This is a genomic window from Paracidovorax valerianellae, from assembly GCF_900102625.1.
In the GTDB taxonomy this organism is placed as follows: Bacteria; Pseudomonadota; Gammaproteobacteria; order Burkholderiales; family Burkholderiaceae_C; genus Paracidovorax; species Paracidovorax valerianellae.
In genome coordinates this window covers 179,316-196,961 of record NZ_FMZC01000008.1, presented here as the reverse complement: position 1 = coordinate 196,961, position 17,646 = coordinate 179,316, and the positions used below count along the sequence as shown (strand labels likewise).

General features: G+C 63.5%; 16 protein-coding genes. 15 read left to right on the top strand and 1 reads right to left on the bottom strand.

The annotated features are described in order from the left end of the window. Positions 1–16 precede the first annotated feature (16 nt). From BLT03_RS14265 to BLT03_RS14205, 13 genes are read left to right on the top strand one after another with little or no spacing between them, the layout of a single operon-like run. Positions 17–1,270 carry an NADH-quinone oxidoreductase subunit D gene (locus tag BLT03_RS14265; protein WP_092744427.1) on the top strand — a complete coding sequence of 418 codons (1,254 nt, stop codon included), beginning with the start codon at positions 17–19 and terminating at the stop codon, positions 1,268–1,270. Continuing rightward, the gene (nuoE, locus tag BLT03_RS14260; protein ID WP_092744426.1) at positions 1,267–1,824 is read left to right on the top strand and encodes an NADH-quinone oxidoreductase subunit NuoE; all 558 of its coding nucleotides are present in this window, start codon (positions 1,267–1,269) and stop codon (positions 1,822–1,824) included. Before BLT03_RS14265 ends, nuoE begins: the two co-directional genes overlap by 4 nt. Next, complete coding sequence (gene nuoF, locus BLT03_RS14255) at positions 1,821–3,176, top strand: NADH-quinone oxidoreductase subunit NuoF (RefSeq protein ID WP_092744425.1); 1,356 nt, start codon at positions 1,821–1,823, stop codon at positions 3,174–3,176. The genes nuoE and nuoF overlap by 4 nt, the downstream gene beginning before the upstream one ends. 14 nt (positions 3,177–3,190) lie before the next feature. Next, the gene (gene nuoG / locus BLT03_RS14250) at positions 3,191–5,329 is read left to right on the top strand and encodes an NADH-quinone oxidoreductase subunit NuoG (protein ID WP_092744424.1); all 2,139 of its coding nucleotides are present in this window, start codon (positions 3,191–3,193) and stop codon (positions 5,327–5,329) included. Then, positions 5,326–6,402 (top strand): NADH-quinone oxidoreductase subunit NuoH, encoded by a 1,077-nt coding sequence (gene nuoH / locus BLT03_RS14245; protein WP_092744423.1) that lies wholly within the window; start codon positions 5,326–5,328, stop codon positions 6,400–6,402. The genes nuoG and nuoH overlap by 4 nt, the downstream gene beginning before the upstream one ends. Positions 6,403–6,414: 12 nt before the next feature. Continuing rightward, positions 6,415–6,927, top strand: coding sequence for an NADH-quinone oxidoreductase subunit NuoI (nuoI, locus tag BLT03_RS14240; protein ID WP_092744422.1), 513 nt, complete (start codon positions 6,415–6,417; stop codon positions 6,925–6,927). Positions 6,928–6,961: 34 nt separating this feature from the next. Then, positions 6,962–7,630, top strand: coding sequence for an NADH-quinone oxidoreductase subunit J (locus tag BLT03_RS14235; RefSeq protein WP_092744421.1), 669 nt, complete (start codon positions 6,962–6,964; stop codon positions 7,628–7,630). After that, complete coding sequence (nuoK, locus tag BLT03_RS14230) at positions 7,627–7,935, top strand: NADH-quinone oxidoreductase subunit NuoK (protein WP_005793248.1); 309 nt, start codon at positions 7,627–7,629, stop codon at positions 7,933–7,935. Before BLT03_RS14235 ends, nuoK begins: the two co-directional genes overlap by 4 nt. A gap of 28 nt (positions 7,936–7,963) precedes the next feature. Next, the gene (gene nuoL / locus BLT03_RS14225; RefSeq protein ID WP_092744420.1) at positions 7,964–9,997 is read left to right on the top strand and encodes an NADH-quinone oxidoreductase subunit L; all 2,034 of its coding nucleotides are present in this window, start codon (positions 7,964–7,966) and stop codon (positions 9,995–9,997) included. A 13-nt stretch (positions 9,998–10,010) separates the two neighbouring features. Continuing rightward, a complete protein-coding gene (locus tag BLT03_RS14220) occupies positions 10,011–11,486 on the top strand; it encodes an NADH-quinone oxidoreductase subunit M (RefSeq protein ID WP_092744419.1) in 1,476 nt (491 codons plus the stop codon). 24 nt (positions 11,487–11,510) lie between these two features. After that, positions 11,511–13,004 (top strand): NADH-quinone oxidoreductase subunit NuoN, encoded by a 1,494-nt coding sequence (nuoN, locus tag BLT03_RS14215; RefSeq protein ID WP_092744418.1) that lies wholly within the window; start codon positions 11,511–11,513, stop codon positions 13,002–13,004. A 37-nt stretch (positions 13,005–13,041) separates the two neighbouring features. After that, complete coding sequence (locus BLT03_RS14210) at positions 13,042–13,347, top strand: DUF2818 family protein (RefSeq protein WP_092744417.1); 306 nt, start codon at positions 13,042–13,044, stop codon at positions 13,345–13,347. Between the two features lie 51 nt (positions 13,348–13,398). Then, positions 13,399–13,881, top strand: coding sequence for a DUF1178 family protein (locus BLT03_RS14205; protein WP_092744416.1), 483 nt, complete (start codon positions 13,399–13,401; stop codon positions 13,879–13,881). A 97-nt stretch (positions 13,882–13,978) separates the two neighbouring features. Here BLT03_RS14205 and BLT03_RS14200 read toward each other — a convergent pair whose 3' ends face one another. Next, complete coding sequence (locus BLT03_RS14200) at positions 13,979–15,781, bottom strand: ABC transporter transmembrane domain-containing protein (RefSeq protein WP_092744415.1); 1,803 nt, start codon at positions 15,779–15,781, stop codon at positions 13,979–13,981. A gap of 353 nt (positions 15,782–16,134) precedes the next feature. Between BLT03_RS14200 and BLT03_RS14195 the strand changes: the two genes are divergently transcribed. Both BLT03_RS14195 and BLT03_RS14190 read left to right on the top strand, forming a co-directional pair. Then, entirely contained in the window at positions 16,135–16,908 is a 774-nt protein-coding gene (locus BLT03_RS14195; RefSeq protein ID WP_092744414.1) for an ABC transporter ATP-binding protein, read from the top strand. Then, a complete protein-coding gene (locus BLT03_RS14190; protein ID WP_092744413.1) occupies positions 16,905–17,615 on the top strand; it encodes an ABC transporter ATP-binding protein in 711 nt (236 codons plus the stop codon). Before BLT03_RS14195 ends, BLT03_RS14190 begins: the two co-directional genes overlap by 4 nt. Positions 17,616–17,646: the final 31 nt, after the last annotated feature.

The window sequence follows — 17,646 nt, the reverse complement described above, 5'->3', positions numbered from 1 at the left end:
CGACAAGTGATTCACCATGGCTGAAATCAAGAACTATTCCCTGAACTTCGGGCCGCAGCATCCTGCCGCGCACGGTGTGCTGCGCCTCGTGCTCGAGCTCGATGGCGAAGTGGTCCAACGTGCCGATCCGCACATCGGCCTGCTGCACCGCGCCACCGAAAAGCTGGCCGAGCACAAGACCTACATCCAGTCGCTGCCCTATATGGACCGGCTGGACTACGTTTCGATGATGTGCAATGAGCACGCCTACTGTCTGGCCATCGAAAAACTGCTGGGGCTGGACGTGCCCTTGCGTGCGCAGTACATCCGTGTGATGTTCTCCGAAATCACACGCTTGCTGAACCACCTCATGTGGCTGGGCTCGCACGGCAACGATTGCGGCAGCTCCACCATCCTTATCTACACCTTCCGCGAGCGCGAAGACCTGTTCGACATGTACGAGGCGGTTTCGGGTGCGCGCATGCACGCCGCCTACTTCCGTCCAGGTGGTGTTTACCGCGACTTGCCGGATTCGATGCCGCAGTACAAGGCGAACATGATTCGCAATGCCAAGGCCATCGAGGCGCTGAACCAGAACCGCAGCGGTTCGCTGCTGGATTTCATCGACGACTTCACGCAGCGCTTTCCGAAGTGCGTGGACGAATATGAAACGCTGCTGACCGACAACCGCATCTGGAAGCAGCGCACGGTCGGCATCGGCGTCGTGACGCCGGAGCGTGCTCTCAACCTGGGCATGACCGGTCCGATGATCCGTGGATCGGGCATTGCATGGGACTTGCGCAAGACGCAGCCCTATGACGTGTACGACCGCATGGACTTCGATGTGCCGGTGGGGAAGACGGGCGACTGCTACGACCGGTATCTGGTCCGTGTGCAGGAAATGCGCCAGTCCAATCGCATCATCAAGCAGTGCGTCGACTGGCTGCGCGCCAATCCAGGGCCAGTGATCACGGACAACCACAAGGTGGCGCCACCTTCGCGGGAATCCATGAAGTCGAACATGGAAGAGCTGATCCACCATTTCAAGCTCTTCACCGAAGGCTTCCGTGTCCCCGAGGGCGAAGCTTATGCCGCCGTCGAACACCCCAAGGGCGAGTTCGGCATCTATCTGGTGAGCGACGGTGCCAACAAGCCGTACCGCCTCAAGATTCGTGCGCCTGGCTTTGCCCATCTGGCCACCTTGGATGAAATGGCCCGCGGCCACATGATCGCCGACGCTGTGGCCATCATTGGCACGATGGATATCGTGTTCGGGGAGATTGACCGATGAATACCGAAACGAAAAGCGCGGATACCGGCGTGTCCCGGATCACCGAGGCAACGTTGGCACGCTTCGCCCGCGAAGTGGCGAAGTACCCTGCAGAGCAAAAGCAATCTGCGGTCATGGCTTGCCTCGCGATCGTTCAGCAGGAACAGGGCTGGGTCAGCACCGAGAGCGAGGTCGTGATTGCCGATTACCTGGGTATGCCCCAGATCGCAGTGCATGAAGTGACCACGTTCTACAACATGTACAACCAGCAGCCGACGGGCAAGTACAAGCTCAACGTCTGCACCAATCTGCCGTGCCAGTTGCGCGACGGACAAAAGGCGCTGCATCACCTGGAAAAGAAGCTGGGCGTGGCGATGGGCGAGACCACGGCCGATGGCCTGTTCACGCTGCAGCAGTGCGAATGCCTCGGTGCTTGCGCTGACGCGCCCGTGATGCTGGTCAACGACCGCACCATGTGCAGTTTCATGGACAACGACAAGCTCGATCAGCTCGTGGATGGCCTGCGGCAAGCCGAAGGCGTGGCATCCACGGCTCGGGTGGAAGGGCAAGCATGACCACCGCTGCACAAATCCTGTCCCAGTTCCAGGCGACGGGCGTTCAAACCTGCTTCCATGACCGTCACATCGATCCGCAGATCTATGCGGGCCTGGATGGCACGAACTGGAGCATCAAGGATTACGAAGCGCGTGGTGGCTACGCTGCATTGCGCAAGATCCTGGAGCAGGGCGACGGGCTGGGTCTGACTCAGGACCAGGTCATCGCCACCGTCAAGGAATCGGGCCTGCGTGGCCGCGGCGGCGCGGGTTTTCCGACGGGTCTCAAGTGGAGTTTCATGCCCCGCTCGTTCCCAGGGCAGAAGTACCTCGTCTGCAATTCCGACGAAGGCGAGCCTGGAACCTGCAAGGACCGCGACATCCTGCAGTTCAATCCGCACATCGTGATCGAAGGCATGATCATCGCGGCTTACGCGATGGGCATTTCCGTGGGCTACAACTACATCCACGGCGAAATCTTCCAGACCTACGACCGTTTCGAAGAAGCCCTCGAGGAAGCGCGCGCCGCGGGGTACCTTGGTGACAAGATCCTGGGCAGCAACTTCAGCTTCCAGCTGCATGCGGCCCATGGATTCGGCGCCTACATCTGTGGCGAAGAAACAGCCTTGCTGGAGTCGCTCGAAGGCAAGAAGGGCCAGCCACGCTTCAAGCCGCCATTCCCAGCGAGCTTCGGCCTCTATGGCAAGCCCACCACGATCAACAACACCGAGACGTTCGCTGCGGTGCCGTGGATCATCCGCAACGGCGGTGCGGCCTATCTGGCCTGCGGCAAGCCCAACAACGGCGGCACCAAGATTTTCTCGGTGTCTGGCGATGTGGAAAAGCCTGGCAACTACGAAGTGCCGATGGGAACGCCGTTCGCCAAGCTGCTGGAACTGGCAGGTGGCGTGCGCAAGGGCCGCCAGCTCAAGGCCGTGATCCCAGGCGGCTCGTCGGCCCCGGTGCTGCCGGCGTCCGTCATCATGGAATGCACGATGGATTACGACTCGATCGCCAAGGCCGGTTCCATGCTGGGCTCGGGCGCCGTGATCGTGATGGACGATTCGCGCAGCATGGTGGAAAGCCTTTTGCGCCTGTCGTATTTCTATTCGCACGAATCGTGCGGCCAGTGCACCCCGTGCCGTGAAGGCACGGGATGGATGTGGCGCGTGATCGACCGCATCCAGCACAACGAAGGGCGCGAAGGCGACCTGGACCTGCTCAATTCGGTGGCCGACAATATCCAGGGCCGCACCATCTGCGCTCTGGGCGACGCCGCGGCCATGCCGGTACGCGCAATGATCAAGCACTTCCGCCCTGAATTCGAAGCGCTGATCCGCAACAAGACCCCTCGGGCTTCTGCCTCTGCCTGATCGCGAGAACGCATATGGTTGAAATTGAACTGGACGGGCAGAAGGTAGAAGTCGCCGAGGGCTGCATGGTGATGCATGCGGCCGAGAAGGCGGGCACCTACATTCCCCATTTCTGCTATCACAAGAAACTCTCCATCGCCGCCAACTGCCGCATGTGCCTGGTGGATGTGGAGAAGGCTCCCAAGCCGATGCCCGCGTGCGCCACGCCTGTGACGCAGGGCATGATCGTGCGCACCAAGAGCGACAAGGCCATCAAGGCCCAGCAGTCGGTCATGGAGTTTCTGCTCATCAACCACCCGCTGGACTGCCCGATCTGCGATCAGGGCGGCGAATGCCAACTGCAGGATCTGGCCGTGGGCTACGGTGGTTCTTCTTCGCGCTACGAAGAAGAAAAGCGCGTGGTGTTCCACAAGGATGTGGGCCCGCTGATCTCGATGGAAGAGATGACCCGCTGCATCCATTGCACCCGCTGCGTGCGCTTCGGCCAGGAAGTGGCCGGCGTGATGGAGCTGGGCATGATCCATCGCGGCGAGCATTCCGAGATCACCACGGTGCTGGGCGATACCGTCGATTCGGAGCTGTCGGGCAACATGATCGACATCTGCCCTGTGGGCGCGTTGACGAGCAAGCCGTTCCGCTACAGCGCCCGCACATGGGAATTGTCCCGCCGCAAATCGGTCAGCCCGCACGACTCCACCGGTGCCAACCTCATCGTCCAGGTGAAGAACCACAAGGTGATGCGCGTCGTTCCTTTCGAGAACGAAGACGTCAACGAGTGCTGGATCGCCGACCGTGACCGTTTCTCCTATGAAGCCTTGAACGGCGAGGAGCGCCTGACGCGCCCCATGCTCAAGCAAGGTGGCGAATGGAAGGAAGTGGACTGGCAGACGGCCCTCGAATACGTGGCCAATGGCCTGCAAAGCATTCGTGCCGATCACGGTGCCCAGCAGATCGGCGCGCTGGTCAGCCCGCACAGCACGCTGGAAGAGTTGTTCCTTGCCGGCGCGCTGGTTCGCGGCCTCGGCAGTGACAACATCGACCACCGTCTGCGCCACGCCGACTTCACCCAGGCCGATGGAATCCATTGGCTGGGCACGAGCATTGCATCGTTGTCTTCGCTGCAGTCGGTGCTGGTCGTGGGCTCCAACCTGCGCAAAGACCACCCGCTGTTCGCGCAACGCATTCGCCAGGCGGCACGCAAGGGCTGTTCGGTCAATGCCATCAACGCGGTGGCAAGCGACTGGGCCATGCCGATGGCGCAGTCTGTCGTGGCGCCTGCACAGGATTGGGCTGCTGCCTTGGCCGATGTGGCCGCTGCCGTGGCGAAAGACCGCGGCGTCGCCGCGCCTGTGGCCACGGGCCAGGTGACCGATGTCTCCGCAGCGATCGCCAGCGCGCTCGCCTCCGGAGAGAGCAAGGCCATTCTGCTCGGCAATGCCGCTGCGCACCATGCGAAGGCTTCGGGCCTGCTCGCGCTGGCGCAATGGATCGGTGCCCAGACGGGTGCCGTGGTGGGATACCTCACCGAAGCCGCCAACACCGTCGGCGCACAGTTCGTGGCCGCGCAACCGCAGCAAGGCGGGCTGAACGCGGGCCAGATGCTCGCGGGTGGCCTGAAGGCCGTGCTGCTGCTGAACACCGAACCGGTGTACGACTCCGCCGCTGGTGCGCAAGCCGCTGCCGCGCTGTCCAAGGCCGAGATGGTCGTGACGCTGAGCCCGTTCAAGGCCAACATGGAATTCAGCGATGTGCTGCTGCCCATCGCTCCCTTCACCGAAACCTCGGGCACCTTCGTCAATGCAGAAGGACGCCTGCAGAGCTTTCATGCCGTGGTCAAGCCGTTGGCCGATGCCCGTCCTGCCTGGAAGGTGCTTCGCGTGCTCGGCAATCTGCTGGGCGTGCAGGGCATTGATTTCGAAACCTCGCAGGATGTGCTCGCAAAGGCCACCGGTGCGACGGTCGCCGCTCCGCTGGCGCAACTGCCGGCCGAGCGCCTCGTCAACACCACGCGCGCCGAGATCGCCGTTTCTTCCGGTGTGATTGCTGCCCCAGCCGTGGCCAGCATCTATCAGCTGGATGGGCTGGTGCGACGCGCCCCCTCGCTGCAGTTGACGGCCGACGCACGCCACGCCGCTGAAGGAGTCGCCGCATGATCGACGCGCTGTACAACGGCGGCCTGCACCTGTTCGCCCAGTCCTGGTGGACGGCGGCAGTCTGGCCCGTGATCTGGAACCTGATCAAGATCGTCGCCATCGTGGCCCCTCTGATGGGTGCTGTGGCGTACCTCACGCTGTGGGAGCGCAAGCTGCTCGGCTTCATGCAGGTGCGCCATGGTCCCAACCGGGTGGGACCCTTCGGCCTGCTGCAACCGCTGGCCGACGGCCTCAAGCTGCTGACCAAGGAAATCATTCAACCAGCGGCCGCCAGCAAGGGCCTCTTCGTGCTCGGCCCGGTGATGGCCATCATGCCGGCACTGGCCGCATGGGTGGTGATTCCTTTCGGCCCCGATGTGGCGCTGGCCAACGTGAATGCAGGCTTGCTGCTCGTGATGGCCATCACTTCGATCGAGGTGTATGGCGTGATCATCGCCGGCTGGGCATCCAACTCCAAGTACGCGTTCCTGGGTGCGTTGCGCGCCTCGGCCCAGATGGTGAGCTATGAAATCGCGATGGGCTTTTGCTTCCTCGTGATCATCATGGTGTCGGGCAGCATGAACCTGACCGAGATCGTGCTGGGGCAGGGCGTCGGCATGGCTGCGGCCAAGGGACTGGGATTCCTGTCCTGGAACTGGCTGCCCCTGCTGCCGATCTTCATCGTGTACCTGATCTCGGGCGTGGCTGAAACCAACCGCCATCCCTTCGACGTGGTCGAAGGCGAGGCCGAAATCGTGGCTGGCCACATGGTCGAGTACTCGGGCATGGGCTTCGCGATCTTCTTCCTGGCCGAGTACGCCAGCATGTGGCTCGTGTCGATCCTGGCCGTGATCATGTTCCTCGGCGGCTGGCTGTCGCCTGTCTCGGCGCTGGACTTCATCCCCGGATGGATCTGGCTGGGCCTCAAGACTTTCCTCGTGGTATCCATGTTCATCTGGATCCGCGCGACCTTCCCGCGCTTTCGCTATGACCAGATCATGCGTTTGGGTTGGAAGATCTTCATTCCGGTCACCCTCGTGTGGCTGCTTATCGTCGGCGCGTGGTTGCACTCGCCCTGGAACATCTGGAATTGAGCGGGGACACTGATGACTGCTGTTGCTGCTACTGCATCCTTTTCGATCAAGGATTTTTTCAAGAGCTTCATGTTGGTGGAGCTGGTCAAGGGCATGGCCCTCACGGGCCGCTACGCGTTTCGCCGCAAGGTGACCGTGCAGTTCCCTGAAGAGAAGACCCCGCTGTCGCCGCGCTTTCGTGGCCTGCACGCCCTGCGCCGCTACGACAACGGCGAAGAGCGCTGCATCGCCTGCAAGCTGTGCGAAGCCGTGTGTCCCGCCTTGGCCATCACGATCGAGTCCGACGTCCGTGCGGACGGGTCGCGCCGCACCACGCGCTATGACATCGACCTGACCAAGTGCATCTTCTGCGGCTTCTGCGAAGAAAGCTGCCCGGTGGACTCCATCGTCGAGACGCAGATCCTGGAATACCACGGCGAAAAGCGCGGCGACCTGTACTTCACCAAGGACATGCTCCTGGCGGTCGGGGATCGCTACGAGGCCGAGATTGCCGCAGCCAAGGCGGCCGACGCCAAGTACCGCTGAAGGCGGCTCCTGAACCCCTAAAAAGACCCGATTCATGGACGCCAAGACTGGTTTCTTCTATCTGTTCTCGGTCGTGCTGCTGTTTGCAGCCTGCCGGGTGATCACCGCGCGCAATCCTGTGCATGCGGTGCTGTATCTCATCCTCGCGTTCTCCCAGGCCGCCGCAGTGTGGCTGCTGCTGAAGGCCGAGTTCCTTGCGATCGCCCTGGTGCTGGTGTACCTGGGGGCGGTGATGGTGCTCTTCCTCTTCGTGGTGATGATGCTGGACATCCACATCGATACTGTTCGGCGTGGCTTCTGGCGGTACTTCCCCATTGCGGCAATCGTCGGTGCTTTGATCGCTTTGGAAATGGCCGCTGTGTCGGTGATCGGTTTCCGCGGCATGGACGAGCCTAAGGCGCTTCCCACCATGGTCGATGCGGCAGGCAACGTGGTTCCTTATTCGAACACTAAGGCGCTGGGCAAGCTGCTCTATACCGAGTACCTCTATCCCGTGGAAATCGCGGCCGTCATTCTGCTGGTCGCCATGATTGCAGCGATCGCGCTGACCCTGCGCCAGCGCAAGGACAGCAAGGCGATCAACCCGTCCGAGCAGATCCGGGTGCGCGCCAGCGACCGTGTGGAGCTGGTGAAGGTGGCCGTGACACAGAAGCCTGCAGAGGAAGTGGCGGCATCGCCCGCTGCCGAGGAGAAGAAGGCATGACATTGACCCTGGGCCATTTCCTGTCGCTGGGCGCGATGCTGTTCGCGCTCGCCGTGATCGGCATTTTTCTGAACCGCAAGAACCTGATCGTGCTGCTGATGGCGATCGAGTTGATGCTATTGGCCGTGAACATGAACTTCGTCGCGTTCTCCCACTACCTGGGCGACATGCACGGGCAGGTGTTCGTGTTCTTCATCCTGACGGTCGCTGCGGCGGAGTCGGCCATCGGCCTCGCGATCCTGGTGCTGCTGTTCCGCAACAAGTCCAGCATCAACGCGGAAGATCTCAACACCCTCAAGGGTTGAGTCGACGGTACTTGCAAGGTCCTCAAGAATGAGCCAAACCCTTTCTGCTTCGACACTGCTGGCGGTGCCCCTCGCACCGCTGGTGGGTTCCGCCCTGGCGGGTATTTTCGGCACCGCCTTCGGCGGCAACCGGATCGGCCGCCGGCTGAGCCACACGCTGACCATTCTCGGCGTCATGGTGGCCTTCGTGCTCTCGGCCATGACGCTCAAGAGCGTGGCCATGGACGGTGCGCGCTTCAACGAAACGCTCTACACCTGGATGGTCGTCGGCAGCCTCAAGATGGAAGTCGGCTTCCTCGTGGACAGCCTCACGGCCATGATGATGTGCGTGGTGACGTTCGTGTCGCTGATGGTGCACATCTACACCATCGGCTATATGGAAGAGGACGACGGCTACAACCGTTTCTTCGCCTACATCTCGCTGTTCACGTTCTCCATGCTGATGCTCGTCATGAGCAACAACCTGCTGCAGCTGTTCTTCGGCTGGGAAGCGGTGGGCCTGGTGTCGTATCTGCTGATCGGCTTCTGGTTCAACAAGCCGACGGCCATCTTCGCCAACATGAAGGCCTTCCTGGTCAACCGGGTGGGCGACTTCGGATTCATCCTGGGCATCGGCCTCATCGCGGCGTACACCAACACGCTGAATTACGGCGAAATCTTCGGCAAGGCCGGCGAGCTGGGCGCGCTGTCGTTCCCAGGCACCGACTGGATGCTGATCACGGTCATCTGCATCTGCCTGTTCATCGGCGCGATGGGCAAGAGCGCGCAGTTCCCGCTGCACGTCTGGCTGCCCGATTCGATGGAAGGCCCGACGCCCATCTCCGCACTGATCCACGCCGCCACCATGGTGACGGCCGGCATCTTCATGGTGTCGCGCATGTCGCCGCTGTTCGAGCTGTCGGATACCGCGCTCAACTTCATCCTCGTGATCGGTGCGATCACCGCGCTGTTCATGGGCTTTCTGGGCATCATTCAGAACGACATCAAGCGGGTGGTGGCGTATTCGACGCTGTCCCAGCTGGGCTACATGACGGTGGCACTCGGTGCATCCGCGTACTCCGTGGCGGTGTTCCACCTGATGACGCACGCGTTCTTCAAGGCGCTGCTGTTCCTCGGAGCGGGCTCGGTCATCATGGGCATGCACCACAACCAGGACATTCGCTGGATGGGCGCCGTGCGCAAGTACATGCCCATCACCTGGATCACCTCGCTGCTGGGTTCGCTGGCACTGATCGGCACGCCGCTGTTCTCGGGTTTCTACTCCAAGGACAGCATCATCGAGGCCGTGCATGCCAGCACGTTGCCGGCTGCGGGCTTCGCCCACTTCGCCGTGCTGGCGGGCGTGTTCGTCACTGCGTTCTATTCGTTCCGCATGTACTTCCTGGTCTTCCATGGCAAGGAGCGCTATGACCAGAACCCGGACGCGCACCACGACGACCACCATGCCCATGACGACCACCACGGCCATGGCCACGATGCCAAGCCGCACGAGTCGCCCTGGGTCGTGACCGTACCTCTGATCCTGCTGGCGATTCCGTCCGTGGTGATCGGCTTCCTGTTCATTCAGCCCATGCTGTTCGGCGACTTCTTCAAGAACGTCATCTTCGTCGACGCGGCCAAGCACCCCGCCATGGCGGAACTGGCCGAGATCTTCCATGGCCCCGTGGGCATGGCGCTGCACGGCCTTCAGACGGCACCGTTCTGGCTGGCATTGGCAGGCGTGGCTGCGTCCTACTACATGTACATGATCAACCCGGCCCTGCCGACGGCGATCAAGCGCATCTTCCATCCGATCTACGTACTGTTCGAAAACAAGTACTACCTCGACTGGATCAACGAGAACATCATCGCGCGCGGTGCACGTGCCCTGGGCATGGGCCTGTGGAAGGGCGGCGACCAGGCAGTGATCGACGGCGCTCTGGTCAACGGTTCCTGGAAGCTGGTGGGCCGTATCGCAGGGGTGGTGCGCTGGTTCCAGTCGGGTTACATCTACCACTACGCGCTGGTCATGATCCTGGGCATCTTCGCGCTCATGACGTACTTCGTGTGGCTCAACAAGTAGAGGGAAAAGAAAAATGGGTTTGTTGAGTCTTGCCATCTGGGTGCCGATCGCTTTCGGTGTCCTGCTGCTGGCCTTCGGCCGCGATGAGCACGCCCGCGCTGTGCGCTGGTTGGCCCTCATCGGTTCGCTGGTAGGTCTGGCTGTCACGCTGCCGTTGTACGGCGGCTTCGAGGCCACCTCTGCCGCTGCGCAATTCGTCGAGAAGGCGCAGTGGATCGAACGCTTCAACGTGCACTACCACCTGGGGGTGGATGGCATCTCCTTCTGGTTCGTGCCGCTCACGGCCTTCATCACGGTGATCGTGGTGATCGCTTCGTGGGAATCGATCACCGAGCGCGTGAACCAGTACATGGGCGCATTCCTGATCCTCTCCGGTTTGATGATCGGCGTGTTCAGTGCGCTCGACGGCCTGCTGTTCTACGTGTTCTTCGAAGCCACGCTGATCCCGATGTATTTGATCATCGGCATCTGGGGCGGCCCGAACAAGATCTACGCGGCGTTCAAGTTCTTCCTGTACACGCTGCTCGGCTCGCTCTTGATGCTGATCGCGCTGATCTACCTGTACAACCAGTCCGGTGGCAGCTTCGACATCGCCACCTGGCACCAACTGCCGCTGTCGGGCCGCTCGCAGACGCTGCTGTTCTTCGCCTTCTTTGCCGCGTTCGCGGTGAAGGTGCCGATGTGGCCCGTCCACACCTGGCTGCCCGACGTGCACGTCGAGGCGCCCACCGGCGGCTCCGCCGTGCTGGCGGCCATCATGCTGAAGCTGGGCGCCTATGGCTTCCTGCGCTTTTCCATGCCCATCGCTCCCGATGCGGCTCGTGAGTGGGCCTGGCTGATGATCACGCTGTCGCTGGTGGCCGTGATCTACGTGGGCCTGGTGGCCATGGTGCAAAAGGACATGAAGAAGCTGGTGGCGTACTCGTCCGTGGCACACATGGGCTTCGTCACGCTGGGCTTCTTCATCTTCAACGACCTGGGCGTGTCGGGCGGCCTCGTGCAGATGATCGCCCACGGTTTCGTGTCGGGCGCCATGTTCCTGTCCATCGGCGTGCTGTACGACCGCGTGCATTCCCGTGAAATCGCGGCCTACGGCGGCGTGGTGAACACCATGCCCAAGTTCGCGGCCTTCGCGCTGCTGTTCGCCATGGCCAATTGCGGCCTGCCGGGCACTGCCGGGTTCGTGGGCGAGTGGATGGTGATCCTGGGGGCCGTCAAGGCCAACTTCTGGATTGGCCTGGCCGCTGCCACGGCACTGATCTTCGGTGCCGCCTACACGCTGTGGATGTACAAGCGCGTGTACCTCGGCCCTGTCGCCAACGACAACGTGCGGGATCTCAAGGACATCGGTGCCCGCGAGTTCCTGGTGATGGCTGTGCTCGCGATTGCCGTGCTCTACATGGGCCTGTACCCACGTCCGTTCACCGACGTGATGGATGCCTCGGTGGCGCAGCTGCTCAAGCACGTGGCGCTGTCCAAGCTCAACTGACCAGACTGAAACGAGAGATTCGAGATGATTGACAACATCAGCTGGCTGGCGGTGTATCCGGAGATCGTGCTCCTGGTCATGGCCTGCGTGATCGCGCTCGTGGACCTGGGCGTGACCAGCCCCCGGCGCACGGGCACCTACGTGCTCACCTTGCTCACTCTGACGGTGGTGGCGGTGCTCCAGGCGCTGTATGCCAACACCGGCAACACGTTCTACGGCTTCGGCAACATGGTGGTGAGCGACGCCATGGGCAACTGGCTCAAGTGCTTCGCCACGGTGGCCATGATGGTCACGCTGGTGTATGGCCGCCCCTATGTGGGCGACCGCGGCATGCTGCGTGGCGGCGAGTTCTTCACGCTGTCGATGTTCGCGCTGCTGGGCATCTTCATCATGATCTCGGGCAACAACTTCCTGGTGATCTACCTGGGCCTGGAACTGCTCACGCTGTCCAGCTACGCCTTGGTGGCCTTGCGCCGCGACCATGCGACCTCGACCGAGGCCGCAATGAAGTATTTCGTGCTGGGCGCGATGGCCAGCGGTTTCCTGCTGTATGGCTTGTCGATGCTCTACGGCGCGACCGGTTCGCTCGACATCGGCCAAGTGTTCAAGGCGGTCAATTCGGGCCAGATCCGCCACCAGGTGCTGGTGTTCGGCCTGGTGTTCGTGGTGGCCGGCCTGGCCTTCAAGCTGGGTGTGGTGCCATTCCACATGTGGATTCCCGACGTATACCAGGGGGCTCCCACGGCGGTTACGCTGATCATCGGCGGCGCGCCCAAGCTGGCGGCCTTTGCGATCACCATCCGCCTGTTGGTGGACGGGTTGCTACCGCTGGCGATCGACTGGCAGCAGATGCTCGCGGTGCTGGCCATCGGGTCGCTGCTGATCGGTAACCTGGCCGCCATTGCGCAGACCAACCTCAAGCGCATGCTGGCGTATTCCACGATTTCGCAGATGGGCTTCGTGCTGCTGGGCCTGCTGTCGGGCGTGGTGAATGGCAACGTCGATGCCAACGCCGTCGAGAACGCCTACAGCTCGTCCATGTTCTACGTGGTGAGCTATGTGCTGACCACGCTGGCCAGCTTCGGCGTGATCCTGCTGCTGGCCCGTGAAGGCTTCGAAAGCGAAGAGATCTCCGATCTGGCCGGCCTGAACCAACGCAGTCCGCTGTATGCCGGCGTGATGGCGGTGTGCCTGTTCTCGTTGGCCGGCCTGCCGCCGCTGGTGGGCTTCTACGCCAAGCTGTCGGTGCTGCAGGCGCTGGTGGCTTCGGGCCAGACGCCGTACATCGCCCTCGCGGTCTTCGCCGTGGTGATGTCGCTGATCGGCGCCTTCTACTACCTTCGCGTGGTGAAGGTGATGTACTTCGACGCACCGCTGACGGCCGTGAATGTGTCGGCACCGCTGGACGTGCGCATGGTGCTCACGCTCAACGGCGCGTTGATCCTGGTGTTGGGCCTGCTGCCGGGCGGCCTGATGGCTTTGTGCGCCGACGCCGTCGTGCGCGCACTGGCCACCTGAGCGCGCCCGCGCTCATCCGGCTGCAGTTCTTTTCGACGTGTCCGCCACTGCGTCCGTCTGGCTGGTGATCGTGTTGGCGGCCCTGGGCGCCAACCTGCCTTTTCTGAGCCAGCGCTGGCTGGTGGTGGGGCCGAAAGCGGTACCGGCCAAGCCCATGGCGGCCCGTCTGGCCGAGATGGTGCTGCTGTATTTCGTGGTGGGTGGCGTGGCACTGCTGCTGGAGCGCCGCGTCGGGCAGATCGCGCCCCAGCAGTGGGAGTTCTACGCGATCACCGCCACTTTGTTCATCACGCTGGCGTTTCCCGGCTTCATCTACCGATACCTGCTGCGGCGCAAGGCCTGAGGGCTGCGCCGTGGTTGCCCCTCCTGCTTCGTCTGCTCCTCCTGCATTTCCATGAAAGTGCTCGATCTCCATTGCGCACAAGGCCATGTGTTCGAAGGCTGGTTCGGGTCCGAGGCCGACTTTCAAAGCCAGCTGGCCCGCGATCTGGTGCAGTGCCCACTGTGCGGCAGCGGCGAGATTCGCAAGGGCCTGAGTGCCCCTCGGCTGAACCTCGGGGCCTCTCCACCGGCCGCCGCTCCCCGACCGGCCGATGGCCCAGTGGCAGTGCCTGCGCCGAACCAATCTGCGCCTCCCAACCTGAATGACGCCGCCTTGCATGCCGCCTGGTTGCGCGTGGCTCGGCACATCGTCGCCCACACCGAAGATGTCGGCCCGCGCTTTGCGGACGAGGCACGCCGCATGCACCACGGCGAAACGGAGGAGCGAGGCATCCGGGGACAGGCCAGTCCGCAGGAAGCCGCTCAACTGATGGAAGAGGGCATTGCGGTGATGCCGCTGCTGCTGCCCGACGCCGCCAAGGAAACGCTGCAATAGCGTCCGTCCGGCGCGGACCGCTTGCCAGCGCCTTCTTTAGAGTCTTCTTACTTGACGCGAACAGTTTCAACGGGGACCGGCCTTTTGCCGGTATTCGTCACGTCGTGAACTGCAGCGCTGCCAACCGGGCGTACACACCGCCTTGCCGCACCAGGTCCGCATGGCGGCCTTCTTCGACGATCTGTCCCTGGTCCATCACCACGATGCGGTCGGCGTTCTGCACGGTGGCCAGCCGGTGGGCGATGACGAGGGTGGTGCGCTGGCCGCTGTGGCGTTGCATGGCGGCGTCGAGCGCGGCCTGCACCATCCGCTCGCTCTCCGCGTCAAGCGCGCTCGTGGCTTCGTCCAGCAGCAGCAGGGGAGGGTTCTTCAGCAGCGCGCGTGCAATGGCGATGCGCTGGCGCTGCCCGCCGGACAGCCGCACGCCGCGCTCGCCGAGGAACGTGCCGTAGCCTTCCGGCAGGGCCATGATGAATTCGTGGGCAAAAGCCGCACGGGCGGCTTCCTGCACCTCCTGTTCGGTCGCATCGGGTCGCCCGTAGCGGATGTTCTCCAGGGCCGAGGCCGAGAAGATCACGGCGTCCTGCGGCACGATGCCCACGTGGGCGCGCAGATCGGCCAGCGAGAGCTGGCGGATGTCCACGCCGTTCAGCGCGATGGCGCCGCCTGCCGCGCCATTGACGTCATAAAAACGCTGCAGCAACTGAAACACCGTGGTCTTGCCCGCGCCGCTGGCGCCTACCAGCGCCACGGTCTCGCCCGCCGACAGGTGCAGGTCGAAACCGCGCAAGGCAGGCGACTGCGGGCGCGAGGGGTAGTGGAAAGCCACCCGATCGAAGTCCACGCGCAGCCCCCCGCCCGTGTCCGGCAGCGCAACGGGCTGGGCGGGACTGGCGATGGGCGAGCGGCTGGCCAGCAACTCCATCAGCCGCTCGGTGGCGCCCGCCGCGCGCAGCAGGTCGCCGTACACCTCGCCCAACACGGCCACGGCACCGGCGAGAAACATCACGTAGATCACCGTCTGGCCCAGATGGCCAGCCGACATTTCGCCCGCCAGCACGGCCTGGGTGCCGCGGTACAGGCCCCACAGCAGCAGCGCCGCGTTGGCGATCACGATGAACGCCACCAGCGCCGCCCGCGCCCGGCTGCGGCGCACGGCGGTCTGGAACGCGTTGTCGGTGGATGCCTGAAAGCGCAGCGCCTCGCGCGACTCGGCCGTATAGCTCTGCACGGCCGGCACGGCGTTGAGCACCTCGGCCGCGATGGCGCTCGAATCCGCCACCCGGTCCTGGCTGGCTCGCGAAAGGCGCCGCACCCAGCGGCCGATCCAGAGTGTGGGCAGCACCACGACGACGATGGCCGCGAACACCACCGACATGATGTACGGGTTGGTCCACACCAGCATCCCCAAGGCGCCGATGCCCATGACGGCGTTGCGCAGCCCCATGGAGAGCGACGACCCGACCACCGTCTGCACGAGCGTGGTGTCCACCGTCAGGCGCGACAGCACTTCGCCGGTCTGCGTGGTTTCGTAGAACTGCGGGCTTTGCTGCAAAACATGGGCGTAGACGGCGTTGCGCAGGTCGGCCGTCACGCGCTCGCCCAGCCAGCTCACCGTGTAGAAGCGCGCCGCCGAAAAGAGCCCCAGCGCCACGGCCACCCCGAACAGCAGCCCGAAATGCTCGCGCAACTGCATGGCCTGCTCGCCGCGCGTCGCCCCGACCAGCCCGCCATCGATGAGTTCGCGCAGCGCCAGCGGAAACGCCAGCGTGGCCAGCGCCGCCAGCACCAGGAAGACCAGCGCGAGCGCAATGCGCCCCGCATAGGGACTAAGAAAGGGCAGCAGGCCGCCGAGCGAGCGCGGCGCGCCCTTGGCAGGCAAAGTCGTGGAGGAAGGCATGGCGCAGTGTAGAAGCCCGGGCGAAAGGCGGCATGCGGCTTGCCGGGTAGCCCGCCATGCGAATGGAGTTGCTATTAAATTAATAGCTGTCAGCGCAATGAAATAGGCGGTGGTGGGCTATTTGGCTTGAAATGCCCCCGTGCTGGACCGTAAAGCTCCGGAGCCGCGCCTTGCTGCCCGGCAAGGCCGCCGGGCCGGTAGGCGTTTATACATAGGCATTTGTCCCAGTATCTGTGCAGCAGGGGCGCGCCTCAGAATGCGGTGCAACCAAACGCAGGCCGGGATGCCTCGCTCTCACGGGCGAAGCGCCCCTGGCCGGCACCAAAGCACCACTACGGAGCGGCCAAGGCGCAATGAGCGACGTCATTCTTGAAACCCACAGCCTGACCAAAGAGTTCAGAGGCTTCACTGCGGTCAGCGATGTCAATCTCGCCGTCCGCCGGGGCTCCATCCACGCGCTGATCGGCCCCAACGGCGCGGGCAAGACCACCTGCTTCAACCTGTTGACCAAGTTCCTGGAGCCCACTTCGGGCGTGATCCGGTTCAACGGCGAAGACATCACGCGCGAGCGCCCTGCGCTCATCGCGCGGCGCGGCGTGATCCGGTCGTTCCAGATCTCGGCGGTGTTTCCGCACCTCACGCTGCTGGAGAACGTGCGCATCGGGCTGCAGCGCAAGCTGGGCACGGCGTTTCACTTCTGGCGCAGCGAGCGCAGCCTGCAGCAGCTCGACGACCGCGCCATGGAACTGCTGGCCGAAGTGGGCCTGCAGGACCTGGCCGACGAAACCACCGTGAATCTGCCCTACGGCCGCAAGCGCGCGCTCGAGATCGCCACCACGCTGGCGATGGAGCCCGAGCTGATGCTGCTGGACGAGCCCACGCAAGGCATGGGCCACGAGGACGTGGACCGCGTCACGCAGCTCATCAAGAAAGTCTCGGCCGGCCGCACCATCCTCATGGTGGAGCACAACATGAAGGTGATCTCGACCATCGCCGACCGCATCACCGTGCTGCAGCGCGGCGCCGTGCTGGCCGAAGGGCCTTACGAAGAGGTCTCGCGCAATCCGCAGGTGATGGAGGCCTACATGGGCACCACCGACGGCCAGTTGCAAGGGGCGCACGCATGACCGCGCCGGCACTCGAGATCCGCGGGCTGCAGGCGTGGTATGGCGAATCGCATGTGCTGCACGGCGTGGACATCACCGTGCAGCCGGGCGAGGTGGTCACGCTGCTGGGCCGCAACGGCGCGGGCCGCACGTCCACCATGCGTGCCGTGATGGGACTGACCGGTGCGCGCAAGGGCTCGGTGAGCATCCACGGCAAGGAAACCATCCAGATGCCCACGCACCGCATCGCCCACCTGGGCGTGGGCTACTGCCCTGAGGAGCGCGGCATTTTCTCCAGCCTGTCGTGCGAAGAGAACCTGCTGCTGCCGCCGGTGCTGAAGACCGGCACGCAGGGCATGTCGGTCGAAGAGATCTACGCCATGTTCCCCAACCTGGCCGAGCGCCGCCACAGCCAGGGCACGCGCCTGTCGGGTGGTGAGCAGCAGATGCTGGCCGTGGCGCGCATCCTGCGCACGGGCGCCAAGCTGCTGCTGCTCGACGAAATCTCGGAAGGCCTGGCGCCCGTGATCGTTCAGGCCCTGGCTCGCATGATCACCACGCTGCGCGAGAAGGGCTACACCGTGGTGATGGTGGAGCAGAACTTCCACTTCGCCGCGCCCCTGGCCGACCGCTTCTACGTGATGGAGCACGGCCGCATCGTGGAGCAGTTCGGCGCCGCCGAGCTGCAGGCCAAGATGCCCGTGCTCAACGAACTGCTGGGCGTCTGACCCGGCGCAGGACTGCTTTGGCGCCGCATTT